The following is a 26,375-nucleotide window of genomic DNA, read 5'->3' as shown; positions in this document are numbered from 1 at the left end:
AGGCCGCCGGATTAGCGGTCTCAGGACGTGGAGACCTCGCCGTCGGGCGGTCTGTGAAGCGTCAACCACCCCGGCCACGAGCGCGGCAGCATGCCACGTCAGCGGCACGGGGAATCCCGGTCCTTTAGGACCGGGAGGAAGTCAACCGTGACGCACACCTGGAACACCTGGGGACATGTCATCGTCGCAGGTCTCTTATCCATCCCCCTGGCCGCCCTGTCCGCTTTCCTGCTCACCCGGTTCAGATCCCGCCAAGGGCATCCGACCCCCACCCGCACGGCCCTCGCCGATGTCGGCATCGTGGTGGGAACCGCCCCTTGGATCTGGATGATCCTCACCCCTTCGGCCGGGCGGAACGGCGTCAACCTGATCCCCTTCCGAGACCTCACCTGGGTCACCGAAGCCCCTGCCGGCACGGTGTTCACACAGGTGGGAGGCAATCTGCTGGTCTTCTTCGCGCTGGGCGCGCTACTGCCAGTGCGCTCGGCGCGCTTCGCCTCCCTGACCCGCGTCGCGGCCGTCGCCGCCACCGCCTCGACGAGCGTCGAGATCCTTCAGTACGCCTTGCGGCTGGGCCGGTTCTCCTCCGTGGACGACGTACTGATCAACACGGTGGGTGCGGTTCTGGCGGCGATGATTACTCGGCGCTGGTGGGCTCCCGAATACCGGCTGGGACCGTTCCACCATATCGGCCGGAATAAACTCCGCTAGATCACCACACGGGCACGATTCGCTCAAAAGAAGCACGGTACCAACCTCCGTATCTGTGCGATCGTGGACAAGGCGGGGCAAGTTCTCTGGAGACGCCAAACCCGGTTGGTGACAGAGGGTGATCGAACGTGTCTGAATCCCCCGTATCCCAAGAACCCCCGATCTATCGGCGGATCGCCGACAGCCTCCGGGCCAGAATCCTGTCCGGCGAACTGCGCGACGGTGATCGGCTACCTGGCGAGAACGCGCTCATGGCCGACCACGGCATCGCTCGCGCCACCGCCCGGCAGGCGCTTGCCGTACTCATCAACGAAGGGCTGGCGGTGCCGAAGCGAGGATCGGGGGTTTATGTGCGACAGTTCAAGCCGATCCGCAGGCACGGATCCCGGCGTCTGTCCCGTGAGCAGTGGGGGCAGGGCAGGGCGATCTGGGAGGCAGACACGCGGGGACGCCCTTTCGAGGTCGACGAGGTCCAGATTGTCAGGGAACGGGCCGACGAGGACACGGCCCGCCTGCTGGACAGCGCCGAGGTGTGGGTCAGGCGGCGGCGCTACTCGGTGGACGCCAGGCCGGTACAGCTCGCCACCTCGTTCTTTCCCGCCGACCTCGTCGAGGGCAGCGCCATCACGCTGGCCGACACGGGCGCCGGCGGCGTCTACGCCCGGCTGCGCGACCTGGGCCGCCCGCCCGCCCACTTCACCGAGGAGGTGCGCGTCCGGATGCCACAACCCCGGGAGAGCACCATGCTCAGTCTGCCCGCGGGCACCCCGGTGATCGTCATCGCCCGTGTCGCCTACACCTCGGGGGGCCTGCCCGTCGAGCTCAACGAGATGGTGCTGGACTCGGCGTCGTATGTACTTCAGTACGACTTCGACGCCTAGGTCAAGCTGACAAGTCAAGCGATAGGTTGACCTGTCCCCTGCGATCATTGATTTCTCTAGAGATGTGCCGCACCTTCGGAGGAGACGGGAACGTCGCGGAGCGGGGCCCGGGAAAGGGTGACCAGATGTCCTTCGACCGGCATCTCGCCGAAATCGCCCGGGAGAACCCGCACTGGACCATCTGGCGGAGCGATGCCGGCCGCTGGTGGGCCACGCGACACCACCCGCTCAGCGTCGGGCAACGAGAGGCCGGGTGTGCGATGACGATCGACGCCGACGACCCCGACGGCCTGCGCGAACAACTACAGGACCAGGAGAGGCGCGAAAACCCTGAAGTACCGCGCGAGCAAGGACGCTCGGGCCTGGAGGGCGGTCCCGCCGGCCTTCCAGAGCAGGAAAGGGGCCCCGACGAGCTGCCCGAGCAGGGGCAGGCGGGCCCCGACCCCTAGCGCGCGTGCTGTGGATCGTTCTTTGGCGGGGGATCCGCAGCACGCGCCCTCCAGGATCCGGCCCCGCCGGATCCTCCCGCAAGCGCCCGGTGCCGGATTCAGCGTCTCGGCGGCTCCGGCACCGGGCCCCCAGGCGCGGAAGCCCCCGACCCTATCGGGGGCGGGGGCTTCCGCCATCAAGCCCCGCGTACAGTCGGATCCATGCTGTTCGAGCGCCGGCTTCGGGACGGGATCAGGGACGGCAGCATCACGCTGGCCTTCCGTCGCTGGGCACGCCGCCAGGTGACCCCCGGCGGACGCTACCGGATGGGCGACGGCGGCCTCGCCGACGTCGTCTCGGTCGAGGTCGTCGACGAGATCAACCCCGCCGACGCCCCGGCCGCCGGATACCCCGACCTGGCCGCCCTGCTGGAGGACCTGCGCGGCGAGGGCCCGATCCACCGGCTCAGCCTGCGCCTGGTGAACGAACCGGACCCGCGCGACATATTGGCCGAGTCCGCCGAACTCACACCCGACGACCTCGCCGCCCTCGACCGCCTGGGCTCGTGGGCTCTGGTCACGCTCGAACTGATCGCCGCCAACCCGGGCGTCCGGGCCGCCGACCTCGCCCCCCAGGTACGGCTGGAGCTCCAGCCGTTCAAACTCAACGTCCGCAAACTGAAGAACCTCGGCCTCACGATCAGCCTGGGCACCGGTTACCGCATCTCCCCCAGAGGCGAGGCGTACCTGTCGGCCCGGCTGAACCGGTGAGCCCCCGCCGGCTCCATACGGCGGAGGCCCGCGCGACTACTTGTGCGCCCCCGAGAACGGGTTGTGCAGCTGGATGTTGACGTCGGTGTCCTCCTGGGACCGGCCGGGCGGCAGCTCGCCCTGAGGCTGCTCGTGACCGTCCAGCTCATCGTCCACGCCGTCGCGCTCGTCCGGCCGCGACTCCTGGTCCGGCGAGAGCTCAGGCTGCGCGTCCTGCTCGTCGTCCTCGACGATGACCCGGACGTCCTCGATCTCCGACCGTGCCGGGACTGGCCCCTCCAGGAGCGGGCCCGCGGCGCCCTCCCGCTGCATGAGGTCGCCCAGCACCGAGGTGATCTCGCTGAGCCTGCGGACGACCTCGCCGTGGGTGTCGGTGAGGTAGGCGACGCGCCGGCCGGTGTGCTCGTCGAGCGCGCTGGCCCGCTGCTGCGCGGCGGCCAGCGTGGCCTGGGAGTGGGCCTGCGCCGACGCCACCGTGGACTCGGCCTCGGCCCGCGCCCCGTTCAGGGTCGCCTCGGCCTCCGCCCTGGCGGCTTCGATCGTCTGCTCCGACTCCAGTGCGGCCGCCGTGAGCTGCCGGTCGGCCTCGGCCCGCGCCTCGCGCAGCGCCTCCTCCGATTCGGCCCGCGCGGTGGCCAGGGTCTCTTCGGCGTCGGATCCGGCCTGGGCGAGCATCCGCTCGGCCGCCGCGGTCGCCTCGCCCACCCGGCGCTCGGCCTCGGCCTGCGCCGAGGTGAGGATGTTGTCGGCGGTCTCCCTGGCCGAGGTGAGCATCCGCTCGCTCTCGGCGGCCGAGGTGTCGCGCAGCCTGGCCGCCTCGGTCTCGGCGTCCTCGCGCTTGGAGGCCGCCTCCTCCTCGCCCAGTTTGAGGATCTGGGCGAGCCTCGGGCTGAGGTCCTCGTAGTTCTGCGGCGCCTCGACCATCCGGCGCCGTGCCTCGGCCAGCTCGATCCGGCCCTGCTCGGCCTGGTCGATCGCCCGTGCCAGCCGCTCCTCCAGATCCCTGATCTGGTTGCGGCTTCGGATCATGTAGTCGTGAACCTGTCGGCGGCTGTAGCCACGCATGACGACTTCGAAAGAGTCCTCTTGCATCAGGTCGGGGAAGCTCTCGTGCTGGTTTGTCATGAGGAGTACCTAGGTGGGGGAGCTTGCGGTTTGTGAGGATCCGACAACGTCGTGTCAGGAGACGACTTTCCTGCCATCTGCCCAAGTCCGCAACCCGAACGCCATACCTGCCCGGGAATTATCGGACTACTACGATGTCGCAGGTGAGCGAGCAGCCGTACATCGCAGCCCTGGACGAGTCCGCGATTCCGGATATTCACCCTGAAGCGTATGTGGCCCCTGGGGCAGTCGTGGTCGGACATGTGCGAATAGGTCGGGCGGCGAACGTCTGGTACGGCTCCGTCCTCCGCGGTGACGACGAGGCCATCGAGGTCGGCGACGCCTGCAACGTCCAGGATCTTTGCTGCCTGCACGCCGACCCCGGCGAGCCGGCCATCCTGGAGCCCCGGGTCAGCCTCGGCCACAAGGCCATGGTGCACGGCGCCTACGTGGAGACCGGTGCGCTGATCGGCATCGGCGCGATCGTGCTCGGCGGGGCCAGGATCGGCGCGGGCACGCTGGTCGCGGCCGGCGCCGTGGTCGGCCCCGGCAAGAAGATCCCCGCCGGGGTGTTGGTGGCGGGCGTGCCGGGCAGGGTGATCCGCGAGCTCACCGACGAGGATCGGGCCTCCTTCGCCGAGACGCCCGAACGCTACATCGCCAAGGCCGCTAGACACCGGCGGGCGTCAGCAGTTTGATCAGGGCGTCGTCGGGCATCGAGGCGGGGTTGGTCAGGTCGGCCCGCTCCGGCGGCTCGGGCCGCAGGAAGCGCACGTAGTCCACGGTCAGCTTCAGGTCGGGCACCCCCTTGACGAGCTTGGCGTTGCCCTTGGTCGCGTCCTTCTTGAGCGTGCTGTAGCTGTCCCAGTCGGTGTAGCCGGTGATGCCGTACTGCAGGGAGGGCACCTCGACCAGGTCGCGCCTGGCCCAGCGCGCGCCCACCTTCCAGACGCCGCCCTCCTCCTTGTACAGGCCGACGACCGCGCCGCCGGCCCTGGCCAGGACGAGCTCGACCCAGCCGGGCTTGACCTCGATCTCCTTGGGCTTGGAGCTGCCGTTCTCCGTGCTCTTCACCTCCACGCGCTTGGCGCTGTCACCGGTGCCGGTGGTGATGGACAGCCAGTTGGGCTTGTCGTTGGAGCCCGGGAGACGCACCATCGCGCCGCCGAGCGAGAACTTCCGCTTCGGCTGGGCGGTCTTCAGCCCTTCGGCCTTGACCCGCAGGTGCATCACGATGTCGCCGGCGAGCTCCTGGTAGAGGAAGGGTCCACGGAAGCCGTCGAACCAGGCGGAGGTCCTGGGCTGGAGGTGGAGGGCGTCCTTGGCCGTGGTGTCGACGTCGACCTTGGCGATCCGGTCGAGGTCCTGCTCGGTCTCGCTCAGCCTGTTCCAGACCTTGAGCTCGGCCTTGTCGGCGAACTCGCTGGAGGCCGAGCCCACCTCACCGCCCGGAGTGGGCGGCTTGACGTCCGCCGCCGTGTAGACCAGTGCCCCCGCCGGGTCGGGCGCCTGTCCCGCAGCCTCCGTGCCGCACCCTGCCAGCACGGACGCCATCGCCACAGCCACCGCGATCTTCACTCTCATACCGGACATTCTGCCGCTCATAGCTGGGGGTTGCCTCCGTGCCTGCCAGTAACCCTGCCAGTAACATGGCCGCCATGCCGTTCACGGCCGTCGAGGCTGACGTCCGCGCGATGGTCGCGGACCCGCGCTGGGCCGCGCTTGCGGCCCCCGCTCAGGCCAGGGCCGTCGCGGCCCGCACCCTGGTGACTCCGGACGGAGGGCACTGGCAGTTCGGCGCGCATGCGCGGTGGTATCTCCAGGATCCCCGCGACGGAAACTGGCACCTTGCCTCGCCGCCGCGCCGGCACCCCGTCTCGGTGGTGGCGCACGGCTCGGTGCTGCCGCTGCATCTCCTCCCCCGCTCCGCCGATCTGGCCGGCGATCGGGGCTCGTGCCAGGCGTTCATCGGCCCCGACGTGCCGGCCGAGCTCACCGACCGGGTACGCGAGCTGGTCAGGGCCAACGGCAGGCGCCCGGTCGGCGACTTCCCGCTGACCGCCTTCGGTGAGATCTTCGCCACAGACGTGCCCGGCACGGTGGCCGCCGTCTGGGCGACGATCATGTGGTGTGCCTACGCGCCCGCCTTCGACGGCAACGAGCGGCTGCTGTCGGTCTTCGGCGAGTACCTCGGCCGGCCGCTGCCCGGCGACGAGTGGGTGCGCTGGCTGCCGGCCCCGCCGCTGGCCCACCTGGTGGCGCTGTACGCCGACCGGATCCGCGCCGGGCAGCCGCGCGCGGCGCTGCGCATCGGCGCGCTGATCGCCGACACGGCCGCCGTCCTCGCCGCGGACGCCCGCTTCCGCCCGCGCGCCCGCGCGCTGCGCGCGATGCTCAAACCCGCCCTCCACCACCCCGGCCTCGACGACCGCGCGGCCCACGAGGGCGACGACGCGGTACGGCGGGCGTGGCTGTCACGCGTCCCCGAGCGGCTCTCCGGCGCCATCCTGGCCGAGACCGACCCGGCCCAGCACTTCAGGCACCGGGTGTACGACCTGGTCGAGGCGCTCTCCTTCACCCGCGACCCGGTCCGTACGGCTGCCGCCTTCCTGGCCACGGACGTCGCCGACGACCAGGAGGAGCTGGCGCGTATCTCCACCTGGCTGGACCACCGCCTGCGGCACGCCCTGCACATCACGCGCGCCACGCCGGCCCGGCCCGCCGTGCGCATCGCGGGCGACGACACCGGGACGGGCGGGTTCGTGGAGAACAGCGGCGGCTTCGCCGTACCGGCGGCGGGGTTCGCGGGGCCGGGCACGGGCGGGTTCGCCGGGCCGGGCACGGGCGGGTTCGGGGGGCCGCAGGCGGGGGAGGACACCGAGCCGAGTGGGTTCGCGGTGCCGGCGCGGGGGCTGGATGTGGAGCCGCCGAACAGGGCGACGGCGGCGGCTGTTCTGGGGGCCGTCTACGCCACGGGGCTGGCGTGGTGCCGGTTGACGGGGGCGGAGGTTCCGGCGCGGGGCTTCCCGAGCTCCTCGGTGGTGGTGCGGTGGCTCATCCACGAGCGCGACGACATCCCCACTTAAACCACTAAACCCGCTATTTCACCCTAACTCCGCCTATATCGTTCTAACACTCCACCTAGCGGGCAATTCGCTGAATTGTGATCTCGCGTTCGGGAAATGATCCTCAGGGGGCCGCGAGGGCGCCGAAAGGAATGACTCCGATGGGCCATGTCGCAGGAAGGGTCCCCGCCGTAACCTCGAAGAGGGTGTGGGCTGCGGAAGGAAGGACGACGCGGTGGGGCACGACGACCTGGACTCTCGGGTCCACGACCGTGTCGCGTTGGACGAGATTGCGCTCTACGCCGAGGTGCTGACCGCCGTCGCTATCAGCGAGAAGCGGCTGACCTTGGATGAGCTCGACGACGCGCTCGGATTGCGGACTTCGGCGAGCCGCTGAAGACCATCACATTGACCTAGTCCCGGACTCCCGAGGGGTCCGGGACATTTGGTTGCGGCTAGCTCTCGCGGCCCGAGATGACTAGTCAGTCAAGTCCTACGAACGGACGAGCCGGGCGATCGCCGCCGACGCCTCCTTGACCTTCGCCTCGGCTTCGGGGCCACCGGTGTTGATCGCGTCGGCCACACAGTGCGAGATGTGCTCTTCCAGCAACCCGAGCGCCACCGCCTGCAGCGCTCTCGTGGCCGCCGAGACCTGGGTGAGCACGTCGATGCAGTACGCATCGTCGTCCACCATGCGCTGCAGGCCCCTGATCTGCCCCTCGATCCGCCTGAGACGAGTGAGATAGGCCTGCTTGTCTCCGCTGTACCCATGCATGACTCAAAGGTACCCGTAAGCCGTATGCATCAGCGTTGATCACGCAACTCGCCGATCAGATGTTCCCAGCGCTCCCCGACCTCGGCGGCGGCGTGCCTGGCCGCGGTCTCCAGCGCTCCCGCCGCCAGCGACCTGCGCCGCCGGTCGTCGTCGATCAGCGCGAGCAGCGCCGCGGCGTACATCTCCAGCTCCGCCTCGCCCTCGGGCACGAGCACGCCGTTGTAGCCGGTCACGATGTACTCCGCGGGCCCCTTGGCGCCCTCGAAGCCGACGACCGGCACCCCGCAGCCCAGCGCCTCCAGCACGGTCATGCCCAGGGTCTCGGTGCGGGTGGTGGTCGCCACGATGGACGCCTTGGCGAACTCGCCGGTCAGGTCGGAGGTGGTGCCCATGAAGTAGACGTGGTTGTGCAGGTCCAGCTCGCGGACCAGGGCCCGCAGCCGCCGCTCCTCGGGGCCGCCGCCGTACAGCCGCAGCCGCCAGTCCGGGCGCTTGTCGGCGACCGTGGCGAACGCCCTGATCAGCCGGTCGTACGCCTTGACCGGAACCCACCTGCCGCCCGCCGCGACGATGCGGTTGTCCATCCGCGAGCGCGGCCACGGCCCGCCGGGCAGCGCGTCGGGCACCGCGTGCACGACCATCTCCTGGCCGAGCAGCAATCGCCACTCCTCCTGCGCGCTCTCGGTGGCCGTCACCACCGCGTCCAGCCGCGGATAGAACCGCAACACCGGAGCCGGTACGGCAGGCCGCCCCCACTCCCTGGCCACCTTCAGCAGGTCCTTGGGCGCGTACTTGGCGGCCTGGACACTGATGTTCGGCCTGGTGGTGATGAGAACGTCACTCTTGAGCGAGCGCAGCATCCGCCACAGCGCCACCTCGGTGCGCACCTGCCCGTGCGGCAGCACATGCCGTACCCCGGGCCGGGAGTCGATCAGCGAGCGCATCCGCACCGCGGGGCTGACCGGGAAGAACGGCTTCTCCTTCTGCCGCCGGACGCTCACCACCTCCACCTCGTGGCGTTCGGCGAGGTCGGAGGCGAGGTTCAGGGTGGACCGCACCTCGCCGCGCATGCCGTACGCCGAAGGAAGCACGAGGCAGACCTTCACCCGCCCACCTCGATCCGCAGCTCGTCGTCGGCGGTGTAGCAGGGCCTGATCGGCACTCCGTCGATCTTCGCCGCGGGGTAGTGCAGGCGGCGGCGCTTGCCGTCGATGTCGTCGAGGCGCGAGGTCAGCCGCAGCGGCGTCGGCACCCCCGCCACCTCCAGCGACGGCTCCCAGGTGCCCGAGCACCCCGGGTCGGCGGCCAGCACGTCGACCAGCGAGACGGCGGCGTGGAAACGCACCCCCTGGACGGTCGCCACCGTCGCCACCGTGGGGGCGGGCGCCACCGCCGCCTGCCGGCGGTGCAGCGACAGCCGGGCCTCGTGCCGGGAGTCGTCGTCGTCCAGCCCGGTGTAGGCGAGCAGGCCGGTGACCTCGAAGCGGCCCTCCCTGAACCAGATCGCGCGGACCTCGGCACCCGGCTCGGCCTCGGAGATCTTCAGCGCGAGGAAGCCGGTGCGGGTGCGGTAGGCGCGGTAGGCCAGGGTGCGCTTGGACAGCGCGTAGGTGTCGAGGTGGTCGAGGGAGAAGCCGGGATCGACGCTCCTGAGCCGCAAGCGGCGGCCGTCGCGGCGCAGGTAGGCGTCCCAGCGCCCGGCGGTGAGCGTCAGGGGCGACAGGGAGACGGCGAGTGTGGCGTCGCGGATCTCGGCCCCGGGATTGCCCAAGGCGATGTCACGCTCCACGCCGGAGGCCCGGTGCCGCAGCACCAACTCGGTGCCTTCCTCCAGCGGATCGTCCAGCGCGAGTCGTAGGGAGAGCACGTCAGCCAGGGTGACTTCCGCGTCCGTGACCACGACGCGCATCACCAGCCCCCTCCCCGTCGAATGAAGCCATGCGACGTTGAGGTTACCGTGATTTTCCCGTTATGTGGATGACAGATTTCCGGCCATATGCCACTTTGACCTCCAGAACTCCTCCACACAAGGTGCGGAGGAGTTCTGACTGCCAGCGTCAGGACGCGCCCTTGACCGACTTGATCAGGAGCTGCGCCACGTCCACAACCTCCAGCGATTCCTTGGCCTCGCCGGAGTTCTTCTTCTCGTTGATGGCGTCGCCGAGCATCACCATGCAGAACGGGCAGGCGGTCGAGACGGTGTCCGGATTCGTGGTCAGCGCCTCGTCCACCCGCTCGGTGTTGATGCGCTTGCCGATGCGCTCCTCCATCCACATCCGGGCGCCGCCGGCGCCGCAGCAGAAGCCGCGGTCCTTGTGCCGGTGCATCTCCTGGGTCTGCACGCCCGGCACCTTGGACATGATGTCGCGGGGCTGGGAGTAGACCTTGTTGTGGCGGCCGAGGAAGCACGGGTCGTGGTAGGTGATCTTCTCCTCGATCGGGGTGACCGGGGTGAGCAGGCCCTCGTCCACGAGCTTGGACAGCAACTGCGTGTGGTGCACCACCTCGTAGTGCCCGCCGAGCTGCGGGTACTCGTTGGCGAGTGTGTTGAAGCAGTGCGGGCAGGTGGCGACGATCTTCTTGACGCCGGCCTCGTTCAGCGTCTCGATGTTCTGCTGAGCGAGCATGTTGAACAGGAACTCCATGCCCAGGCGGCGGGCCGGGTCACCGGTGCACGCCTCGGCCGGGCCGAGCACGGCGAACTTCACGCCTGCGATGTGCAGCAGCTCGGCGACCGCCTTGGTGGTCTTCTTGGCCCGGTCCTCCAGGGCTCCGGCGCAGCCGACCCAGAAGAGGTACTCGGTGTCCTCGGGCATCTTCTCGTCGATGAGCGTGACCTCGAAGTCGAGCTCCTCGATCCAGTCGGCCCGCTTCATCTCGGACATGCCCCACGGGTTGCCCTTGTTCTCCAGGTTCTTCACCATCACCCCCGCCTCGGACGGGAACGACGACTCCACCATCACCTGGTAGCGGCGCATGTCGAGGATGTGGTCGATGTGCTCGATGTCCACCGGGCACTGCTCCACGCAGGCGCCGCAGTTGGTGCAGGCCCAGAGCACGTCCGGATGGATCACGCCCTCCTCGCCGACCAGCGGCTTCTCCAGCAGCGCCAGCACGTCCTGGCCCGCGTGCGACCGCTCCTCCTCACTCGCCATCAGGTACGGCGCGATCTTGAAGGCGTGGTCGCGCTGGTCGAGGATGAGCATCTTCGGCGACAGCGGCTTGTCGGTGTTCCACGCCGGGCACTGCGACTGGCAGCGCCCGCACTCGGTACAGGTGTAGAAGTCGAGGAAGCCCTTCCAGGTGGTGTCCTCGATCTTGCCCCGGCCCAGCCGGTCGCCGTCGAGCTCCTCGTCCTCGAAGTCGACGACCTTGCCGTCGATGCGCATCTCCTGCGCCGCGCCGAGCCCGTCGGGACGGCGGGAGAACATCACGTTCAGCGGCGCGGTGAAGATGTGCAGGTGCTTGGAGTTCACCACGATGACCAGGAACACCAGCATGAAGCCGATGTGCAGGAGCAGCGCGATGTCCTCCAGCAGCGAGCTCTGCGGCAGCACGTCGCCGAGCGCCAGCGAGACGAACGCGCCGGAGGAGTAGGGGAAGTTGCCGTTCGCCGCGGCCGCGCCGCGGGCCAGGAACAGCGTCCAGATGATGTTGAAGATCATGAACAGGACGAGCCAGGCGCCGCCCAGGCGCGAGCCGGAGAAGCGGGACTCACGGCCCAGCGTCTTGGGCGAGTTCTTGATCCGGATGATCGCGAAGGCGACCAGGCCGAGCAGGCAGGCGACCGCGATGAAGTCCTGCAGGAAGCCCAGCACACCCCACTGCCCGATGAGCGGGATGTGGAAGTCGGGCCGCCCGGTGATCGCCCCCTGGATGATCGCGCCGTACGCCTCGATGTAGACGGTCAGCAGGATGAAGAACGCCCACATGACGAAGAAGTGGGCCACGCCGGACGGCGTCCACTTCAGCAGCTTCTTCTGGCCGAAGACTTCGACGAGTTGCGCTTTGAGCTCCTCGCCCACATGCGCCTTGGCGTACTCGATACGTTCCGGCGCCGGTGGTCCGACCGTCGCCAGCTTGAACAGGAACAGCACCCGGCGGCCCGCTATGGCCACGGCCACAACGGTCATGACGAGCCCGATGACGGCTACCCAGAGCACGGGTCCTCCCACAGACGACTTTGGCTGCCAGCGTACGGTCGCCGGTCATCCACGTTAATGACCAGGTCTCCCAGAAATCCTACCGATGAGTAACTTTTGCTCGGTACGTGACGGTGGTCACCCTAGTCATAGTAGATTCTAGAACAATGCTCTAGCTCACGCCATCGGCCAGATAACGCTGGATCGTCGGCGCCAGCAACGCCACCAGGTCCTCGATGTCCGCCGACGCCATCGGCTCCATCCTGATCACATACCGGGCCATCACCACACCGAAGAGCTGCGCGAACGCCGCCTCCATCCGCAGGTGCGGCACACCGAGACCTTCGGCCACCCGGTAGAGCAGAGCATTGGTCAGGAACTCCCTGACCATCCCACCCGCCTGCTCGTTGGACATGATCGAGCGAATCAGCGCCAGCAGCGGCTGACGCGCCTCAGCGTCCGAGGTGATCGTCAGCACGAACCGGACCAGTCGCTCCCCGACCTGCTCACGCGGACCGTCGAGCAGCATGGGAAGCAGCTCGGCCGGGTCGAAGGGCAGCTTCATCGCCGCGACGAACATGCCCTCCTTGGTGTCGAAGTAGTGGTGCACGAGCGCCGGATCCACCGCCGCCTCGCGGGCGATGCCCCGGACCGTGGCCTTGTCGAAGCCTTTCTCCGCGAAGACCTTCCTCGCCGCGGCGAGGATCTCACCCCGGGTGTCGGCCGAGCCCGGCCTGCGGCCCGGACGCCGCTTGACCGTCAACGCCCCACCGCCAGGTAGACGCGCATCGGCACGCTCAGCAGACCGCCCGGGTAGACCCTGGACAGCTCCACCCGCTGCCGGGCGACCAACTCGTCGGCCGCCTCCACCGCCATGGCCGCCATGTAGGAGTGGGAGCGCAGGTTGAGCAGGAAGTCCTCGATCCCGACCAGCCTGGTCCAGTGCACCCAGCTCTCCCGCAGCCCGCCCGCGTCCAGCACGGCGGCGATCTGCGGCACCCGCCACTCGGGGTGGGCGGGACCCCAGTAGGTGGGGCACGATTCGGCCAGGCGCACCTCGTAGGCGGCCAGCCAGTCGGCCTGGTCGTGGTCGGTGGTGTTCCACCAGGCGGCGATCCGGCCCGAGGGGCGCAGGGCCCGCCTGGCCTCGGCGATCGAGGTGGCCGGGTCCAGCCAGTGCCAGGACTGGGCGTAGCACACCAGGTCGGCCGAGCCGTCGGCGATCGGCAGCGCGTTACCGTCGGCGCGGACGGCGGCCAGGTGGCCTGCCGTACCCGGGACCGCCGGTGTGGGGTCCGCGGCGGTGCGGGCGGCCAGGCGGGCGAGCATGCGCTCGCCCGGGTCGATCGCGATCACCCGGGCGCCCCGCGCCCGCAGTGCGCGGGAGGAGATGCCGGTGCCCGCACCCACGTCGACCACGGTCGCGCCGGACAGCTCCACCTCCGACACCTCGGCCAGCGTGCGGAACAGGTCGTCGGGGTAGCCGGGTCTGGCCGCGTCGTAGGCGTCGGCCACCTGGTCGAAGACCCGACCGAGCTCCCGCGCGGGGCCGGTCAGGCTCATCCGCGTACCGCGAGGAAGAGGCGGGCGAAGGCCAGCGCCTCGGCCAGGTCGTCGATCCGCTCGCTGCGGCTGGCCGCCTTGCGGGTGTTGATCTCCAGCACGACCAGGCCCTCGAAGTCCGAGCGGGCCAGCCGCTCCAGGATCGGCGCGCACGGCTGGTTGCCCCGGCCCGGCACCAGGTGCTCGTCCTTGTTCGACACCCCGAGGCCGTCGGCCAGGTGCAGGTGGGCCAGCCGGTCGCCGAGCTTGGTGGCCATCTCCATGGCGTCCGAGCCCGAGACCGCCGTGTGCGACAGGTCGAGCGTGACGTGCGGGAAGTCGTAGTCGACGGGGTTCCAGTCGGGAGAGTAGGGGACCACGTCGTTGCCGCGGGCCTTCAGCGGGAACATGTTCTCCACCGCGAAGATCACGTCGGTCTCGTCGCGCATCCGGGCCAGGCCCGTCTCGAAGTCGCGCGCGTAGTCGCGCTGCCAGCGGAACGGCGGATGGACCACGACCGTCTGGGCGCCCAGCCGCTCGGCCGCCTTCTGCGCCTTGACCAGCTTGGCCCACGGGTCGCGCCCCCACACCCGCTGGGTGACCAGCAGGCAGGGCGCGTGAATGGCCAGGACCGGCACCTGGTAGTGGTCGGAGAGCCTCTCGATCACGTCGATGTCCTGGCTGACCGGGTCCGCACCCACCATGATCTCCACGCCGTCGTAGCCGAGGCGCGCGGCCAGCTCGAAAGCGTCGGGAGTGCGTTCCGGATATACGGAAGCCGTGGACAATGCGATCTTCGCATTGGGCACGCGGATGACGTCTGCCACGTTGCCAGCCTAAGCGGGTGGCGGCGATATGGCGCGCCAGCCCCTACGGTGGTGGCATGCCGAGGATCGCGAAGGGGGCCATTCCCAGCCCGAACATCTGGAACGCTCCCCAGGTCTACGAGCTGGAGAACCGCGCCGTCGACCCCGAGGGCGCGGCCGACGAGGCCATCCGCGGCATCCGCGGGTGGGACGGCGCCACCCTGCTCGACATCGGCTGCGGTACCGGCTTCCACCTGCCGGGCTACGCCCGCGCCGCCGCCCGGGTGATCGGCGTGGAGCCGCACGGCGACCTCGCCGCGCTGGCCCGCCGCCGTTGCGCCGACCTGCCCGGCGTCGAGGTGCACACCGCCACCGCCCAGCACCTCCCGCTGCCGGACGCGAGCGTGGACGTGGCCGTCGCCCGCTGGGCCTACTTCTTCGGCCCCGGCTGCGAGCCCGGCCTGCGCGAGCTCACCCGCGTCGTACGGCGCGGCGGCACCGCCTTCGTCATCGACCTCGACGCCACCAGAGGCGCGTTCGGCCGCTGGTTCCAGGGCACCGTCCCCACCTACGACGCCAGGGTCGTGGAGGACTTCTGGTCCCGCCACGGCTGGCAGCGCAGGCCGCTCGACCTGCGGATGTCCTTCGAGCGCCGGGCCGACCTGGAGGACGTGCTGCGCATCGAGTTCTCCCCCGAGGTCGCCGAGGCGGCCATCACCGAGACGCCCGGCCTGGAGCTCGCCTACCCGAACGTGCTGCGCTGGCGGCACTTCTGAGGGGCTTGACCTTGACGCCAGTGTCAAGGCTTAGCGTGTGGGCATGCGGATAGGTGAGCTGGCCAGGCGGGCCGGGGTGAGCGCCCGCTCGCTGCGTTACTACGAGCAACACGGGCTCATCGAGGCGCGGCGCGGCGAGAACGGCTACCGGGAGTACGACGAGGCCGACGTCAAGCTGGTCAGCGAGATCCGCTCGCTGCTCACCGTGGGGTTCACCCTGGAGGACGCCAGGCCGTTCGTCGCCTGCCTGCGCGCCGGGCACCCCTCGGGCGGCTCGTGCGCCGAGTCGGTGGCCGTCTACCGGCGCAAGCTCACCGAAATCGACGACGACCTCCGCACCCTGCTGGAACGCCGCGCCGAGGTGGCCGCCCAGCTCAACGCGGCCTGCCGAGGATGCGTCAGACGAGGAGAAACATGATCACCTTGACCGCCGAGAACTTCGACGAGCAGGTCCTGCGCGCCGGCGAGCCGATCCTGGTCGACTTCTGGGCCGAGTGGTGTCCCCCCTGCCGGATGGTCGTCCCCGTGCTGGAGCAGATCGAGGCCGAGCACGGCCTGGCCATCGGCAAGCTCAACACCGACGAACACCCCGAACTGATGGCCCGCTACGGCGTGATGAGCCTGCCCACCCTGCTCCTGTTCGAGAACGGCGAACCGGTCAGGCAGGTCGTCGGCGCCAAGCCCAAGCGCCTCCTCGCGGGGGAGCTCGGACTGGCCTGAATAAGCACTTCGTACGATCCGAAGATCGTCACACCGGCCGATTTCGGGGCCGATCCCGCCGCCTACCCTGTCCCGTATGAGGTCATACGCCGCGCTTGGACTGGCATTACTCGCACTGCTGGTCACCTTCACCCTTATCGACCAGGCGCCACCTCAGGCGCGCTCGGGCGAGGGCTTCAGCGCATCCCGCGCCGCCGAACACGTCACCACGGCGCTGCACACCCCCCGCCCGCCCGGCTCCGCCGAGCACGACCGGGTCCACGATGACCTGCTGAAGCGCCTGCGCGAACTGGGCCTGCAGACCCGGGTCCAGGAAAGCGTGGGCATCACCCCGATCGACGACCCGAAGGAGAGCATCCCCGTCGGCGCGATGCGCAACATCGTCGCCGTCCTGCCCGGCACCGCGCCGACCGGCCGGATCGTGCTCGCCGCCCACTACGACTCGGTGCCCTCGGGACCCGGCTCCGCCGACGACGGGGCCGGGGTCGCGACGATCCTGGAGGTCGTCAGGACGCTGCCCAAGGACCTCAGGAACGACGTGGTCGTGCTCCTCACCGACGGCGAGGAGAGCGGCCTGATGGGCGCCGAGGCGTTCGTCAAGTCCGACCCGCTGGCCAAGGGCAACATCGTGGTCCTCAACCACGAGGCCCGCGGCGTACGCGGCCCGGTGATGGCCTTCCGCACCTCCCCCGGCAACGCCGGCCTGATGAGCATGTACGGCTCCGCCGCCCCTCATCCCGCGGCCGACTCCGGGACCGCGGCGCTCATGCGCATCCTGCCCAACGACACCGACTTCACCGTCTTCACCGAGGCCGGCTGGACGGGCATCGACTCGGCCTTCGTCGCCGGCGGCGCCTACTACCACACGCCGCTCGACGACCCCGCCCACCTGGACCGGGGCACCCTGCAGATGATGGGCGACAACACCCTCGCGCTCACCGCGGCGCTGGGCCGGGCCGACCTCGCGGGACTGAGCGCGGGCGGCGACTCGGTCTACTTCACCGTGCCGGGCGCGCTCGTGCGGTACCCGGCGTGGCTGGAATGGCCGATCGCGCTGCTCGCCCTGGCGGCGGCCGTGCTGGTGGTCGCCGGACTGCGCCGGCGCGGACTGGTCACGGTGCCGCGCACGCTCGTCTCCGCCGGGCTGGCGCTCGTGCCGGTCGTGGCGGTCGGGGCGCTGGCGTTCGTGTACTGGCCGATGCTGCTGGTGAGGCTGCGGCCCGAGTACGCGGGCATGTTCACCGGGGATCCGTACCGGCCGTGGTTCTTCCACGCGGGGCTGCTGGTGGGGGCGGTGGCGATCGTGCTGACCTGGTACGGGCTGCTCCGCCGTATCGGCTCGAAGGGCGCCGGCGACTCCTCCGTGGCCGAGCGGCGGGAACGCGGTGGCGCCGCGGCCGCGGCGGGGGCGCTGCTGCTCGTGGCCGTCCTCGGGGTGGCGTTCGTGGCGCTGCTGCCCGGCGGCTCGCACAACCTGACGCTGCCCGCGCTCGGGGCGTCGATCGGGTGGCTGGTCGCCATGCGGCTGACGCGGCCGGTGTGGCAGGCCGTCGCCCTCACCGTCGGTCTGGCGCCCGCCGCGGTGCTGCTCTGCGTGATCTCGCTGACCACGCTCGACCTGGGCGTGCAGATCGGCGGGCTGGTCGCCGCGCCGCAGTTCACGCTCTTCCTGCTCCTGCTGCTGCCGCTGGTAGGCGCGCTCTACCGCAAGGGCGCCCTGGTGCCCGTGGGGGCCGTCGTAGTGGCCGCCGGCCTGGTCGTGACCGGGCTCGCCACCGACTCGTTCGACGCCGCGCATCCCCGGCAGGGGTGGCTCAACTACTCGCTCGACGCGGGCAACCGCACCGCCGCCTGGGCGACCCTGCCGAGCATCACCGGCGTACCCTGGCTCGACCAGTACACCCGCCTGCCCGAGGCGGACGCGCAGACGTTCTTCGGGGACGACGGCGCGCGGGCCACCAGCGCGCCCGCCGCGCCGCTGCGCGCGCCCGAGCTGACCGTGCTCAAGGACGAGACCGCGGGCGGCACCCGCACCCTCACCCTCCGCCTCACCCCCACCGGCCAGGCCCCCATCACCGGCCTGAGCACCGACGCCGACGTCGTCTCGCTCACCGTCGAGGGCCGGGACCTGGGCGGGCGCGAAGGCTTCACCTTCCACCGCCCGCCGGCCGACGGCCTGGACGTCACCCTGGTGGTACGGCCCGGCAAGGCCAAGCTCAAGGTCTACGAGGAGGCCCACGACCTGTCCGTGGTGCCCGGATACGTCCCGCCGCCCGCCGGGACGGTGAACCTGTACCCGCAGACCACCGTCTTCCAGACGCGCCCGCTCTAGATTGTCTCCCGCGCCCGCTAGCCTGCTCGGCATGGCGAAGACTGCGCAGAAGCCCGGCTACCGCTGTGCCGAGTGCGGCTGGCGCACCCAGAAGTGGGTGGGCCGGTGCGGCGAGTGCCAGGCGTGGGGCACGGTCGACGAGGAGGGCGCGCGGGGCGGCGCGCACGCGGTGCAGCCGGGCGCGACCAGCGGCCCGGCACTACCGATCGGCCAGGTCAAGGCCGAGATCGCGGCCGCCCGTACGACCGGGGTCGGCGAGCTCGACCGCGTCCTCGGCGGCGGCCTGGTGCCGGGCGCGGTGGTGCTGCTGGCCGGCGAGCCCGGCATCGGCAAGTCGACGCTGCTGCTGGAGGCCGCCGCCCGCATCGCCGAGCGCGACACCGTCCTCTACATCACCGGCGAGGAGTCGTCCGCCCAGGTCAGGCTGCGCGCCGACCGTATCGGCGCGGTCCGCGACAATCTCTACCTCGCCGCCGAGACCGAGCTGTCGGCGCTGATGACGCACGTGGAGAAGGTGGAGCCGCGGCTGCTCGTCGTCGACTCGGTGCAGACGATCGGCTCCTCGCAGGCGACGGGCGTGCCCGGCGGCGTCACCCAGGTGCGCGAGGTGGCCGCCAACCTGGTGCGGCTGGCCAAGGAGCGCAACATGGCGACCGTGCTGGTCGGCCATGTCACCAAGGAGGGCTCGATCGCGGGCCCGCGCACGCTGGAGCACCTCGTCGACGTCGTGCTCAGCTTCGAGGGCGACCGCCACTCCCGGCTGCGCATGGTGCGCGCCATCAAGAACCGCTTCGGCCCGACCGACGAGGTGGGCTGCTTCGACCTGCACGAGCGCGGCATCGAGGGCATCACCGACCCGAGCGGGCTGTTCGTCTCCAGGCGCACCGAGCCGGTGGCCGGCACCTGCGTCACCGTCACCGTCGAGGGCACCCGCCCGCTGCCCGCCGAGGTGCAGGCGCTGGTCGCGCGGACCGAGGCGCAGCAGCCCCGGCGCACCTCCTCCGGGCTCGACACCTACCGCGTGCAGATGATCCTCGCCGTGCTGGAGCGCAGGCTCAACGCCAGGCTCGGCGGCTGCGACGTGTTCACCGCCACCGTGGGCGGGCTCAAGCTCGTCGACCCCGCGATCGACCTGTCGGTCATGCTGGCCGTGGCCAGCGCGGCGGGCGACAAGCCGCTGCCCGCGGGCCTGATCGCGCTGGGCGAGGTGGGCCTGGCGGGCGAGCTGCGCCCGGTCAGGGATGTGCGCAGGCGGCTGACCGAGGCGGCCAGGCTGGGCTTCAGCCGGGCCCTCGTCCCCGCCGGCTCGCTGGAGGAGGGCACCCGCCGCAGACCCGGTGACCAGCGCACGCTGGTGCCGGTCGGCCCGGTCGCCTTCGCCCCCGGCTTCGAGGTCATGGAGGCGGAGAACGTGTGGGACGCTCTCACCCACGTCACATAGCCCGCCGCGCGAGCGGGCTTCGCCGGTAAGCTGAGGGCGACTAGTGACACGGGGGTCAGGTGGCAAACGACAGGAGTCTCGACGACCGTCGTCGAGCGGCCCTGGCCGAAGTAGCTCCGGGCACTCCCCTCCGCGACGGCCTTGAGCGCATCCTGCGCGGGTCGACGGGCGGGCTCATCGTGCTCGGCTACGACAATGTGGTCGAGGAGCTCTGCAGCGGCGGATTCGAGCTCGACGTCGACTTCTCCGCGACGCGGCTGCGCGAGCTTGCCAAGATGGACGGCGCCATCGTGCTGCACCGCGACCAGCACAAGATCGTCCGTGCGGCCGTGCACCTGGTGCCCGATCCGTCCATCCCCACCGACGAGTCCGGCACCCGCCACCGCACCGCCCAGCGGGTGGCCAGGCAGACCGGCTTCCCCATCATCGCGATCAGCAAGTCGATGCGGATCATCGCCCTCTACCTCGACGGCATCCGCTACGTCCTGGAGGAGTCGGCGGCGATCCTGTCCAAGGCCAACCAGGCCCTGGCCACCCTTGAGCGCTACAAGCACCGCCTCGACGAGGTCTCCGGCACGCTGTCCGCCCTGGAGATCGAGGACCTGGTGACGGTCCGCGACGTCGCCGCCGTCGCCCAGCGCCTGGAGATGGTCCGCCGGATCTCCGAGGAGATCCAGGGCTACGTCGTCGAGCTCGGCACCGACGGCCGCCTGCTCTCCCTGCAGCTCGACGAGCTCGTCGCCGGCGTCGACTCCGAGCGGGAGCTGGTCGTCCGCGACTACCTGCCCGCCCCTTCCGGCCGCCGCCAGCGGCGGCTGTCGGAGGCGCTGCACGACTTCAACCAGCTGTCGGGCAGCGAGCTGCTCGACCTGTCGGCCGTCGCCCAGGTCCTCGGCCGCAGCGGCAGCGAGACCCTCGACAGCCCGGTCAGCCCGCGCGGCTTCCGCCTGCTGGCCAAGGTGCCCCGGCTGCCCGCCACCGTCGTCGACCGTCTCGTCGACCACTTCGGCAGCCTGCAGAAGCTGCTCGCCGCCGGGGTCGACGACCTGCAGGCCGTGGGCGGCGTCGGCGAGTCCAGGGCCAGGAGCGTCCGCGAGGGCCTGTCCCGCCTGGCCGAGTCCTCCATCCTGGAGCGCTACGTCTGACCTACCGCAGGTGGAAGACCGTCTTGGGGCTCTTCAGCTTCCCCGTGCGCACCACCGCCACGTAGGTGCCCGGCAGCGCGTCCGCCCGCTTGCCCCCGCAGTTCTGCCCCGAACGCCTGCGGTCCCAGTCCAGGCTCCGCACGTACGGGATGCCCCGCTCCAGTCTCCTGAGCTCGCTTCCGTCGCCGCTGACGCAGTCGGAGGTGGACCAGACCCGGTCCTTGCCCGACGTGATGAGGATCTCCATCGTCCGCGCGCCCACGTCCGCGGTGCACATGACCGGGCCGGTGTTCACCAGCGTGATCAGGAAGTTCGGCAAGGCGCCGCCGGCGTAGACCTCCTGACGGCCCTGCATGCTCAGCACCAGCTGGCCCTGCTCGCACGGCTCACCCGGACGGCGCGGCCGCACGGGTGGCTCAGCCGGCTTCGTCTGTGTGGGCTTGGCGGTCGGCGTGACCACCGCCGCCGTCGTGGGCGTCGGGGTGATCGTCACCGTGGGTAGCCCGGCCAGCAGCGGATCGACGGCAGGCGCGGCGCTCGTCTTCGACTGCGCGCTGGACGCCTGCTGCGGGCCGTCGTGCCCACTGGAGCAAGCCCAGGCCACCACGGCCACCACGACCAGCACACCGACAAGCAAGCTCATGCGCCGGCGCCAGTAGACATCGCCACCGTCGCCAGATGTCGTATCCGGATCCATACGCCCAGCATGGTGATTCGTTGCGCACGCTGAGTGACGACACGCCGGGTCATTGCCGAGATGGGCCACACCCCCGCGAGCGGTCGCGGGGCGGCCGTACCCTTGGGGCGTGCTTGAGCCGAGTCTGCTACGGGACCCCATTCTGGACTGGTATGCGGAGCATGCCCGCGACCTGCCCTGGCGGCATCCCGACGCGACGCCGTGGGGCGTCCTGGTGAGCGAGATCATGCTGCAGCAGACTCCGGTCGCCCGGGTGCTACCCGTCTGGGACGAGTGGATGCGGCGCTGGCCCACCCCCGCCGCGCTCGCCGCCGAACCGTCCGGCGAGGCCGTACGCCACTGGGGCCGGCTCGGCTATCCGCGCCGGGCGCTGCGGCTGCACGCGTGCGCCAGGACCATCACCGACGAGCACGGCGGCGAGGTGCCCGACGACCACGCCACCCTGCTGGGGTTGCCCGGCATCGGCGAGTACACGGCTGCCGCCGTGGCCAGTTTCGCCTTCGGGGGCAGCCATCCGGTCCTGGACACGAACGTGCGGCGGGTGCTGGGGCGGGCCGTGCGGGCCGAGGAGTACCCGCCCGCGGCCACCAGCGCCGCCGAGCGGCGGCTGGCGCAGTCACTGCTGCCCCCGCTGGGCGCCCCGACCTGGAGCGTCGCCGTGATGGAACTGGGCGCCCTCGTCTGTACGGCTCGCGCCCCGCGCTGCGAGACCTGCCCCATCGCCGCCCGGTGCGCGTGGCGCCTCGCCGGACGCCCCGCCCACGACGGGCCCGCACGCAAGGGGCAGACCTATGACGGCACGGACCGGCAGTGCAGGGGCCGGTTGCTGGCGGTGTTGCGCGCGGCACACGGCCCGGTGCCGAAGGCCGCGCTGGACACCGTGTGGGACGACGCCGTCCAGCGCGAACGCGCCCTGGACGGCCTGATCACCGACGGCCTGGCCGAATCCCTCGCCGACGGCACCTATCGCCTGCCCTTGTGACCAGCCGCCGTCCACCTTGGACGGCGGCACAGCCGTTCTCAGGCGGCCAGCTGGAGGCCCAGGCTGGTCAGGTTGGTCCGGGCCCAGTCGAGCTCCTCGGCGAGGAGGGAGACCAGGGCGCCGGGGCCCTTGGCGCGGCCGGGGACGGCGAGGTTGTGGGTCTCGACCTCGATGTGCGCGGTGCCGTTGACCGCACCGGACAGCATCGCGTTCAGGGTGTCCTGGAGGACGCCGCGGGTGCTCGGCGTCTCGCCCGTGTGGCTGTGCACGTGGCCGAGCTTGACCACCGGCGCCCCCACCTCGGCCAGACCGCGCAGGGCGGCGCCCGCCTCGTCCCCGCAGGCGAGGTGGCAGGCGTCCAGGCAAACGCCGAGGTGCTCGGAGTCGATGCCGCCGACCCGCTCCAGGGCCTGCTCGGTCGTCTCCAGCACACAGCCGGGCCACGGCTCGAAGCCGACCCTGATGGTCTTGCCGGTGACGCTGTAGATGCCGCGCAGCTCGCGGGCCAGCCGCTCCAGCCGCCGGGTGGCGATGGCGTGCAGGTCGGCGGGCCAGTCGCGGCGCCAGCCGATCGGGATGGTGGAGATGCTGCCGAAACGGACGTCCTCCGGCAGCAGGAAGGCCAGGATCTTGGCCAGGGCCATCGTGTAGCGGTACCGCTCGGGCTTGGCCCAGTCCGGTCCGGGGACCTCCTGGTTGCGGCCGCCCGTGCCGTTGAGGCTGACGACCTCGAGGCCGCGCTCCTCCAGGGAGCGGCGCAGCCGTACCAGCTCTATCCGGTCGGCGGACAGGTGGTCGGCGACACTGGGCGCCAGCCACAGCCCCACCCCCATGCGCTCGACCCCGAGCCGCTTGCGCACCGGTACGGCGTAGCGGGTGAGATGGGCGATCAGGTTCTCGAGGTCCTCGGCGGGGTGCACGCCGGCGTTGTAGGCCAAGTGAACGAGCGTTCCGTCATCGTGACGCAGTCGCATCGGCTTCCTCCACGGCTTGCACAGGTGTTGTTCCATCGCCCGCCTGGAGCCCTCCGGTTCACACGGACCCGGTCGAGCATGCCCGCATATCAGGGTCCACGCGTCCGCCCTGAGGTGATTCCTTCGTACGCCCCAGGGGTGAGTCCTGACCTTAGAGACAGCATCTTGCGTGTCACTTGGACGAGACTTGGCGATCGTTGCTCTACGCAGTGTAGTACTACCTGCCGTGGCGACATAGCCGCCTAGGCAACAAATAGGTAAGGACTGCTGTGAGATCCGTGACCTTCGGACTCAACTAAGCAACCCACGTTGACTAATCCTGATTTAGTCAACTAAGGTTGCTTGCATGCCTGGTGTTGAGAATTCCGTTTCCCAGGGGCCCACTGACGGGCTCGCGGCCGTGGCGGCGTTGCGGCGCCTGGCCGATCAGCTGGAGGACGCCGCCGTCGAGCAGGCCATGCGGGCGGGCTGGAGCTGGCCGCAGGTCGCCGAGGCGCTCGGGGTGACCCGCCAAGCGGTCCACAAGAAGCACGCCAAGCGGCTCATCGCCGCCGGTGTCACGCTGAGGAGGCGCTGACCATGAGCGAATTCGACGAGTACATCAAGAAGATCCTCGACCAGGGAGCACACGAAGCCCGTACGGACGGATCGGCGACGATCGAGGCGCACCATCTCCTGCTGGCGATCGCCGCCGAGCGGGAAACCGTCCCCCACCAGGTCCTGGTCTCGGTCGGGCTCGACCGTCAAGCGATCCGCGAGGCACTGGACCGGGAGTTCGAGCACAGCCTGAGCGCGGCAGGAGTGTCCCTTGCCGCCTTCCACCTCCCGAAGCCGAGCAGCCCCCCGAAGCTTCCGTCGCCCGGCGCGTCGACCAAGCTCGCGCTTGAACGAGGCTTCGCCTCCGCCGCCCGCAAGAAGGACATCCGACCCGCGCACCTGCTGCTCGGAATCCTGCAGGCCCAGGTCGGCACCGTGCCCCGCGCGCTCGCCCTGGCGGGTGTCGACAAGGCCGAACTGATGGCCCGCCTCCTGCGGACGCTCCCCGGCACCGGCAAGTAGCCGGCTCGCACCCACATGAAGGCGAGATGATGACGACGAGCGACAGAATCGTGCTCGATGTCGACGGCCTGCGCATGCGCTACGGCACGAACGACGTCCTGCACGAGGTGACCTTCCAGGCCCGCCACGGCGAGGTACTGGCCCTGCTGGGGCCGAACGGCGCAGGCAAGACCACCACGATCGAGATCCTGGAAGGCTTCCGGATGCGTTCGGCAGGCCGCGTCCAGGTACTCGGCACCGACCCCGCGACCGGCGGCGAACAGTGGCGCGCCCGACTGGGCGTCGTCCTGCAATCCTGGCGCGACCACGGCAAATGGCGGGTGCGCGAACTCCTCGCCCACCTCGGCGCCTACTACACCGCCTACTCCACCGGCGAGATCCGGCGGCCGTGGGACACCGACGAACTCGTCGAGGCCGTCGGCCTGACCCAGCACGCCGACAAGAAGATCAAAATGCTCTCCGGCGGGCAGCGACGCCGGCTGGACGTGGCGATCGGCATCGTCGGCCGCCCCGAACTGCTCTTCCTGGACGAACCCACCACAGGATTCGACCCGCAGGCCCGACACGAGTTCCACGACCTGGTCCGCAGCCTCGCCGACGGCCACGAGACCACCATCCTGCTCACCACCCACGACCTGGACGAAGCCGAAAAGCTCGCCGACCGCATCGTCATCCTCAACGGCGGCCGGATCATCGCCGACGGCACCGCCGGCGAACTGGCACAACGCATCGCAGGCGAGGACAGGGTGCGCTGGACCCGCGACGGCCGACGCTTCACCCAGTCCACCACCGAGTCCACCAAGTTCGTCCACGACCTGTTCCACCGGTACGGCGAAGCGATCGGCGAACTCGAAGTCCATCGGGCCTCGCTGGAGCAGACCTACCTGGCCCTGGTGCACCAGGCCGAATCCGTCCAACGCCAGGAAGAGGTGGCACGATGAACCCGACCGCCGGCGCGATCCGGGCAGGCTGGACGCGCGGCCTCATCGAACTGCGGCAATCGTTCACGAACGGCGGAGACCTGTTCTCCCACCTGCTCTGGCCCGCGCTGATGCTGACCGTCATGTTCTTCATGCGGGACACGGCGTTCGGGTCCAGCGGGCTCCTGCTCGGCACCCTGGCCCTGCCGAGCATCCTGGGGGCGAACGTCGCGATGGGCATGGTCAGCATGAGCCAGCAGCTCACCGCCGAACGTGAGGACGGCACCCTGCTGCGCGCCAAGGCCACGCCGAACGGGATGCAGGGCTACCTCGTCGGCAAGGTCGTCACGGTGTCCGGCATGCTGCTCGCCGACCTGGCGATCTTCCTGATCCCCGGACTGTTCATCATCGACGGGCTGGCGGTCGGCAGCCTGGGTTCCTGGCTCACCCTGGCCTGGGTGCTGGTGCTGGGCATGGTGGCGGCGCTACCGATCGGCGCGATCCTGGGGTCGGTGTTCACCACCACGCGCAGCCAGGGGCTGCTCCAGCTACCGATCCTGGGCATGGTCGCGATCTCCGGCATCTTCTACCCGATCGCCTCGATACCGGAGTGGCTGCAGTGGATCGCCCAGATCTTTCCGTTCTACTGGCTCGGCCTGGGCATGCGTTCGGCCCTGCTCCCGGACGGCGCGGCCGGCATCGAGATCGGCGAATCCTGGCGGCACCTGGAGACCATCGGGGTACTGGGGGCCTGGGCCGTACTCGGCCTGGTCCTGGCGCCGATCGTGCTGCGCCGGATGGCGCGCCGGGAGTCGGGCTCGAGCGTGGCCGAGCGCCGCGAGACGGCCCTGCAGCGGGTCGGCTGACAGTTCTGAAGCCGGCGTCTCTCCTGGAAGGATCCGGCCCCCAGGCCCAGGGGCGGCTTGTCAGGCGCTGTCCATCCCCCCGAGTCGTCCGTCCCTCGGCCGCAGTCCTTCGAAGACGATCGCCAGGGTGCGGCGCTGCAGGTCCGGGTCCCAGCCGGCGTGCAGCGCGGCCTGGCAGGTGGCGGTGAGCAGGGCGATCACCTCATCCAGGCGGATCTTCGCCACGGCCTCCTCCGCC

Annotated in this window: 30 protein-coding genes; 18 read left to right on the top strand and 12 right to left on the bottom strand. The window is 70.4% G+C overall.

The window, feature by feature from the left end; all coding sequences use genetic code 11:
• The first annotated feature begins 147 nt into the window (after positions 1–147).
• The 4 genes from ABZ911_RS33875 to ABZ911_RS33860 all read left to right on the top strand — a co-directional run bounded on the left by ABZ911_RS33875 (position 148) and on the right by ABZ911_RS33860 (position 2,791).
• Complete coding sequence (locus tag ABZ911_RS33875; RefSeq protein WP_358065399.1) at positions 148–711, top strand: VanZ family protein; 564 nt, start codon at positions 148–150, stop codon at positions 709–711.
• A 128-nt stretch (positions 712–839) separates the two neighbouring features.
• Positions 840–1,592, top strand: a complete 753-nt coding sequence (locus ABZ911_RS33870; protein ID WP_358065396.1) for a GntR family transcriptional regulator — start codon at positions 840–842, stop codon at positions 1,590–1,592.
• Positions 1,593–1,717: 125 nt separating this feature from the next.
• The gene (locus ABZ911_RS33865; protein ID WP_358065393.1) at positions 1,718–2,041 is read left to right on the top strand and encodes a hypothetical protein; all 324 of its coding nucleotides are present in this window, start codon (positions 1,718–1,720) and stop codon (positions 2,039–2,041) included.
• A 201-nt stretch (positions 2,042–2,242) separates the two neighbouring features.
• A complete protein-coding gene (locus tag ABZ911_RS33860) occupies positions 2,243–2,791 on the top strand; it encodes a hypothetical protein (RefSeq protein ID WP_358065391.1) in 549 nt (182 codons plus the stop codon).
• 36 nt (positions 2,792–2,827) lie between these two features.
• Here the strand turns inward: ABZ911_RS33860 and ABZ911_RS33855 are convergent, their stop codons facing one another.
• Positions 2,828–3,916: a hypothetical protein gene (locus ABZ911_RS33855; RefSeq protein ID WP_358065388.1), complete on the bottom strand. Its 1,089-nt coding sequence runs from the start codon at positions 3,914–3,916 to the stop codon at positions 2,828–2,830.
• A 134-nt stretch (positions 3,917–4,050) separates the two neighbouring features.
• Between ABZ911_RS33855 and ABZ911_RS33850 the strand changes: the two genes are divergently transcribed.
• Positions 4,051–4,593, top strand: coding sequence for a gamma carbonic anhydrase family protein (locus ABZ911_RS33850; RefSeq protein WP_358065385.1), 543 nt, complete (start codon positions 4,051–4,053; stop codon positions 4,591–4,593).
• Here ABZ911_RS33850 and ABZ911_RS33845 read toward each other — a convergent pair.
• Positions 4,565–5,479: a hypothetical protein gene (locus tag ABZ911_RS33845; RefSeq protein WP_358065382.1), complete on the bottom strand. Its 915-nt coding sequence runs from the start codon at positions 5,477–5,479 to the stop codon at positions 4,565–4,567. The genes ABZ911_RS33850 and ABZ911_RS33845 overlap by 29 nt on opposite strands.
• A 74-nt stretch (positions 5,480–5,553) precedes the next feature.
• Here ABZ911_RS33845 and ABZ911_RS33840 point away from each other — a divergent pair, with 74 nt between their 5' ends.
• Both ABZ911_RS33840 and ABZ911_RS33835 read left to right on the top strand, forming a co-directional pair.
• Positions 5,554–6,981 carry a hypothetical protein gene (locus ABZ911_RS33840; protein ID WP_358065379.1) on the top strand — a complete coding sequence of 476 codons (1,428 nt, stop codon included), beginning with the start codon at positions 5,554–5,556 and terminating at the stop codon, positions 6,979–6,981.
• Between the two features lie 214 nt (positions 6,982–7,195).
• Positions 7,196–7,357 carry a hypothetical protein gene (locus ABZ911_RS33835; protein WP_358065376.1) on the top strand — a complete coding sequence of 54 codons (162 nt, stop codon included), beginning with the start codon at positions 7,196–7,198 and terminating at the stop codon, positions 7,355–7,357.
• Between the two features lie 96 nt (positions 7,358–7,453).
• Here the strand turns inward: ABZ911_RS33835 and ABZ911_RS33830 are convergent, their stop codons facing one another.
• The 7 genes from ABZ911_RS33830 to ABZ911_RS33800 form a co-directional block, all read right to left on the bottom strand.
• The gene (locus ABZ911_RS33830; RefSeq protein WP_080044376.1) at positions 7,454–7,735 is read right to left on the bottom strand and encodes a metal-sensitive transcriptional regulator; all 282 of its coding nucleotides are present in this window, start codon (positions 7,733–7,735) and stop codon (positions 7,454–7,456) included.
• A gap of 29 nt (positions 7,736–7,764) precedes the next feature.
• Complete coding sequence (locus ABZ911_RS33825) at positions 7,765–8,841, bottom strand: glycosyltransferase (RefSeq protein ID WP_358065373.1); 1,077 nt, start codon at positions 8,839–8,841, stop codon at positions 7,765–7,767.
• Positions 8,838–9,644 carry a hypothetical protein gene (locus ABZ911_RS33820; RefSeq protein ID WP_358065370.1) on the bottom strand — a complete coding sequence of 269 codons (807 nt, stop codon included), beginning with the start codon at positions 9,642–9,644 and terminating at the stop codon, positions 8,838–8,840. Before ABZ911_RS33820 ends, ABZ911_RS33825 begins: the two co-directional genes overlap by 4 nt.
• Positions 9,645–9,792: 148 nt before the next feature.
• Positions 9,793–11,898, bottom strand: a complete 2,106-nt coding sequence (locus ABZ911_RS33815; RefSeq protein WP_358065367.1) for a (Fe-S)-binding protein — start codon at positions 11,896–11,898, stop codon at positions 9,793–9,795.
• 151 nt (positions 11,899–12,049) lie between these two features.
• Complete coding sequence (locus tag ABZ911_RS33810; protein WP_358065364.1) at positions 12,050–12,640, bottom strand: TetR family transcriptional regulator; 591 nt, start codon at positions 12,638–12,640, stop codon at positions 12,050–12,052.
• Entirely contained in the window at positions 12,637–13,440 is an 804-nt protein-coding gene (locus ABZ911_RS33805) for a class I SAM-dependent methyltransferase (RefSeq protein WP_358065361.1), read from the bottom strand. Before ABZ911_RS33805 ends, ABZ911_RS33810 begins: the two co-directional genes overlap by 4 nt.
• Positions 13,437–14,246, bottom strand: coding sequence for a sugar phosphate isomerase/epimerase (locus ABZ911_RS33800; protein ID WP_358065358.1), 810 nt, complete (start codon positions 14,244–14,246; stop codon positions 13,437–13,439). The genes ABZ911_RS33805 and ABZ911_RS33800 overlap by 4 nt, the downstream gene beginning before the upstream one ends.
• 56 nt (positions 14,247–14,302) lie before the next feature.
• Between ABZ911_RS33800 and ABZ911_RS33795 the strand changes: the two genes are divergently transcribed.
• From ABZ911_RS33795 to disA, 6 genes are all read left to right on the top strand, one after another.
• Positions 14,303–15,001, top strand: a complete 699-nt coding sequence (locus tag ABZ911_RS33795) for a class I SAM-dependent methyltransferase (RefSeq protein ID WP_358065355.1) — start codon at positions 14,303–14,305, stop codon at positions 14,999–15,001.
• Between the two features lie 43 nt (positions 15,002–15,044).
• The gene (locus ABZ911_RS33790; protein WP_358065352.1) at positions 15,045–15,419 is read left to right on the top strand and encodes a MerR family transcriptional regulator; all 375 of its coding nucleotides are present in this window, start codon (positions 15,045–15,047) and stop codon (positions 15,417–15,419) included.
• Positions 15,416–15,721, top strand: a complete 306-nt coding sequence (gene trxA / locus ABZ911_RS33785; protein WP_358065349.1) for a thioredoxin — start codon at positions 15,416–15,418, stop codon at positions 15,719–15,721. The genes ABZ911_RS33790 and trxA overlap by 4 nt, the downstream gene beginning before the upstream one ends.
• A 76-nt stretch (positions 15,722–15,797) precedes the next feature.
• The gene (locus ABZ911_RS33780) at positions 15,798–18,053 is read left to right on the top strand and encodes a M20/M25/M40 family metallo-hydrolase (RefSeq protein WP_358065346.1); all 2,256 of its coding nucleotides are present in this window, start codon (positions 15,798–15,800) and stop codon (positions 18,051–18,053) included.
• A 31-nt stretch (positions 18,054–18,084) separates the two neighbouring features.
• The gene (radA, locus tag ABZ911_RS33775) at positions 18,085–19,494 is read left to right on the top strand and encodes a DNA repair protein RadA (protein WP_358065343.1); all 1,410 of its coding nucleotides are present in this window, start codon (positions 18,085–18,087) and stop codon (positions 19,492–19,494) included.
• A gap of 59 nt (positions 19,495–19,553) precedes the next feature.
• Positions 19,554–20,639: a DNA integrity scanning diadenylate cyclase DisA gene (gene disA / locus ABZ911_RS33770; protein WP_358065340.1), complete on the top strand. Its 1,086-nt coding sequence runs from the start codon at positions 19,554–19,556 to the stop codon at positions 20,637–20,639.
• 1 nt (position 20,640) lies between these two features.
• On the opposite strand, the gene ABZ911_RS33765 is transcribed toward disA, so the two are convergent.
• Complete coding sequence (locus tag ABZ911_RS33765) at positions 20,641–21,282, bottom strand: hypothetical protein (protein ID WP_358065337.1); 642 nt, start codon at positions 21,280–21,282, stop codon at positions 20,641–20,643.
• A gap of 163 nt (positions 21,283–21,445) precedes the next feature.
• On the opposite strand from ABZ911_RS33765, the gene ABZ911_RS33760 reads away from it, so the two are divergent.
• Entirely contained in the window at positions 21,446–22,318 is an 873-nt protein-coding gene (locus ABZ911_RS33760; RefSeq protein WP_358065334.1) for an A/G-specific adenine glycosylase, read from the top strand.
• 38 nt (positions 22,319–22,356) lie between these two features.
• On the opposite strand, the gene ABZ911_RS33755 is transcribed toward ABZ911_RS33760, so the two are convergent.
• Positions 22,357–23,256: a TIM barrel protein gene (locus ABZ911_RS33755; RefSeq protein WP_358065332.1), complete on the bottom strand. Its 900-nt coding sequence runs from the start codon at positions 23,254–23,256 to the stop codon at positions 22,357–22,359.
• Between the two features lie 382 nt (positions 23,257–23,638).
• On the opposite strand from ABZ911_RS33755, the gene ABZ911_RS33750 reads away from it, so the two are divergent.
• From ABZ911_RS33750 to ABZ911_RS33735, 4 genes are read left to right on the top strand one after another with little or no spacing between them, the layout of a single operon-like run.
• Positions 23,639–23,869, top strand: a complete 231-nt coding sequence (locus tag ABZ911_RS33750; RefSeq protein WP_358065329.1) for a hypothetical protein — start codon at positions 23,639–23,641, stop codon at positions 23,867–23,869.
• A gap of 2 nt (positions 23,870–23,871) precedes the next feature.
• Positions 23,872–24,351 carry a Clp protease N-terminal domain-containing protein gene (locus ABZ911_RS33745; protein ID WP_358065326.1) on the top strand — a complete coding sequence of 160 codons (480 nt, stop codon included), beginning with the start codon at positions 23,872–23,874 and terminating at the stop codon, positions 24,349–24,351.
• A 29-nt stretch (positions 24,352–24,380) separates the two neighbouring features.
• Positions 24,381–25,292: an ABC transporter ATP-binding protein gene (locus tag ABZ911_RS33740; protein WP_358065324.1), complete on the top strand. Its 912-nt coding sequence runs from the start codon at positions 24,381–24,383 to the stop codon at positions 25,290–25,292.
• Positions 25,289–26,137 carry an ABC transporter permease gene (locus ABZ911_RS33735; protein ID WP_358065321.1) on the top strand — a complete coding sequence of 283 codons (849 nt, stop codon included), beginning with the start codon at positions 25,289–25,291 and terminating at the stop codon, positions 26,135–26,137. Before ABZ911_RS33740 ends, ABZ911_RS33735 begins: the two co-directional genes overlap by 4 nt.
• A gap of 60 nt (positions 26,138–26,197) precedes the next feature.
• Here ABZ911_RS33735 and ABZ911_RS33730 read toward each other — a convergent pair whose 3' ends face one another.
• Complete coding sequence (locus ABZ911_RS33730) at positions 26,198–26,362, bottom strand: hypothetical protein (protein WP_358065318.1); 165 nt, start codon at positions 26,360–26,362, stop codon at positions 26,198–26,200.
• Positions 26,363–26,375: the final 13 nt, after the last annotated feature.

The organism is Nonomuraea sp. NPDC046570 (assembly GCF_040645915.1).
Classification (GTDB): Bacteria; Actinomycetota; Actinomycetes; order Streptosporangiales; family Streptosporangiaceae; genus Nonomuraea.
Note: the sequence above shows the minus strand (reverse complement) of the source record. Positions and strands in the feature narration are given on the sequence as shown.

Excerpts from the sequence above, each read along its gene's own strand:
- ABZ911_RS33865 (WP_358065393.1), top strand. The coding sequence starts at position 1,718 with ATGTCCTTCGACCGGCATCTCGCCGAAATCGCCCGGGAGAACCCGCAC.
- ABZ911_RS33860 (WP_358065391.1), top strand. The coding sequence starts at position 2,243 with ATGCTGTTCGAGCGCCGGCTTCGGGACGGGATCAGGGACGGCAGCATC.
- ABZ911_RS33855 (WP_358065388.1), bottom strand. The coding sequence starts at position 3,916 with ATGACAAACCAGCACGAGAGCTTCCCCGACCTGATGCAAGAGGACTCT.
- ABZ911_RS33850 (WP_358065385.1), top strand. The coding sequence starts at position 4,051 with ATGTCGCAGGTGAGCGAGCAGCCGTACATCGCAGCCCTGGACGAGTCC.
- ABZ911_RS33845 (WP_358065382.1), bottom strand. The coding sequence starts at position 5,479 with ATGAGAGTGAAGATCGCGGTGGCTGTGGCGATGGCGTCCGTGCTGGCA.
- ABZ911_RS33840 (WP_358065379.1), top strand. The coding sequence starts at position 5,554 with ATGCCGTTCACGGCCGTCGAGGCTGACGTCCGCGCGATGGTCGCGGAC.
- ABZ911_RS33830 (WP_080044376.1), bottom strand. The coding sequence starts at position 7,735 with ATGCATGGGTACAGCGGAGACAAGCAGGCCTATCTCACTCGTCTCAGG.
- ABZ911_RS33820 (WP_358065370.1), bottom strand. The coding sequence starts at position 9,644 with ATGCGCGTCGTGGTCACGGACGCGGAAGTCACCCTGGCTGACGTGCTC.
- ABZ911_RS33805 (WP_358065361.1), bottom strand. The coding sequence starts at position 13,440 with ATGAGCCTGACCGGCCCCGCGCGGGAGCTCGGTCGGGTCTTCGACCAG.
- ABZ911_RS33795 (WP_358065355.1), top strand. The coding sequence starts at position 14,303 with ATGCCGAGGATCGCGAAGGGGGCCATTCCCAGCCCGAACATCTGGAAC.
- ABZ911_RS33790 (WP_358065352.1), top strand. The coding sequence starts at position 15,045 with ATGCGGATAGGTGAGCTGGCCAGGCGGGCCGGGGTGAGCGCCCGCTCG.
- trxA (WP_358065349.1), top strand. The coding sequence starts at position 15,416 with ATGATCACCTTGACCGCCGAGAACTTCGACGAGCAGGTCCTGCGCGCC.
- ABZ911_RS33780 (WP_358065346.1), top strand. The coding sequence starts at position 15,798 with ATGAGGTCATACGCCGCGCTTGGACTGGCATTACTCGCACTGCTGGTC.
- radA (WP_358065343.1), top strand. The coding sequence starts at position 18,085 with ATGGCGAAGACTGCGCAGAAGCCCGGCTACCGCTGTGCCGAGTGCGGC.
- ABZ911_RS33765 (WP_358065337.1), bottom strand. The coding sequence starts at position 21,282 with ATGAGCTTGCTTGTCGGTGTGCTGGTCGTGGTGGCCGTGGTGGCCTGG.
- ABZ911_RS33750 (WP_358065329.1), top strand. The coding sequence starts at position 23,639 with ATGCCTGGTGTTGAGAATTCCGTTTCCCAGGGGCCCACTGACGGGCTC.
- ABZ911_RS33745 (WP_358065326.1), top strand. The coding sequence starts at position 23,872 with ATGAGCGAATTCGACGAGTACATCAAGAAGATCCTCGACCAGGGAGCA.
- ABZ911_RS33740 (WP_358065324.1), top strand. The coding sequence starts at position 24,381 with ATGACGACGAGCGACAGAATCGTGCTCGATGTCGACGGCCTGCGCATG.
- ABZ911_RS33735 (WP_358065321.1), top strand. The coding sequence starts at position 25,289 with ATGAACCCGACCGCCGGCGCGATCCGGGCAGGCTGGACGCGCGGCCTC.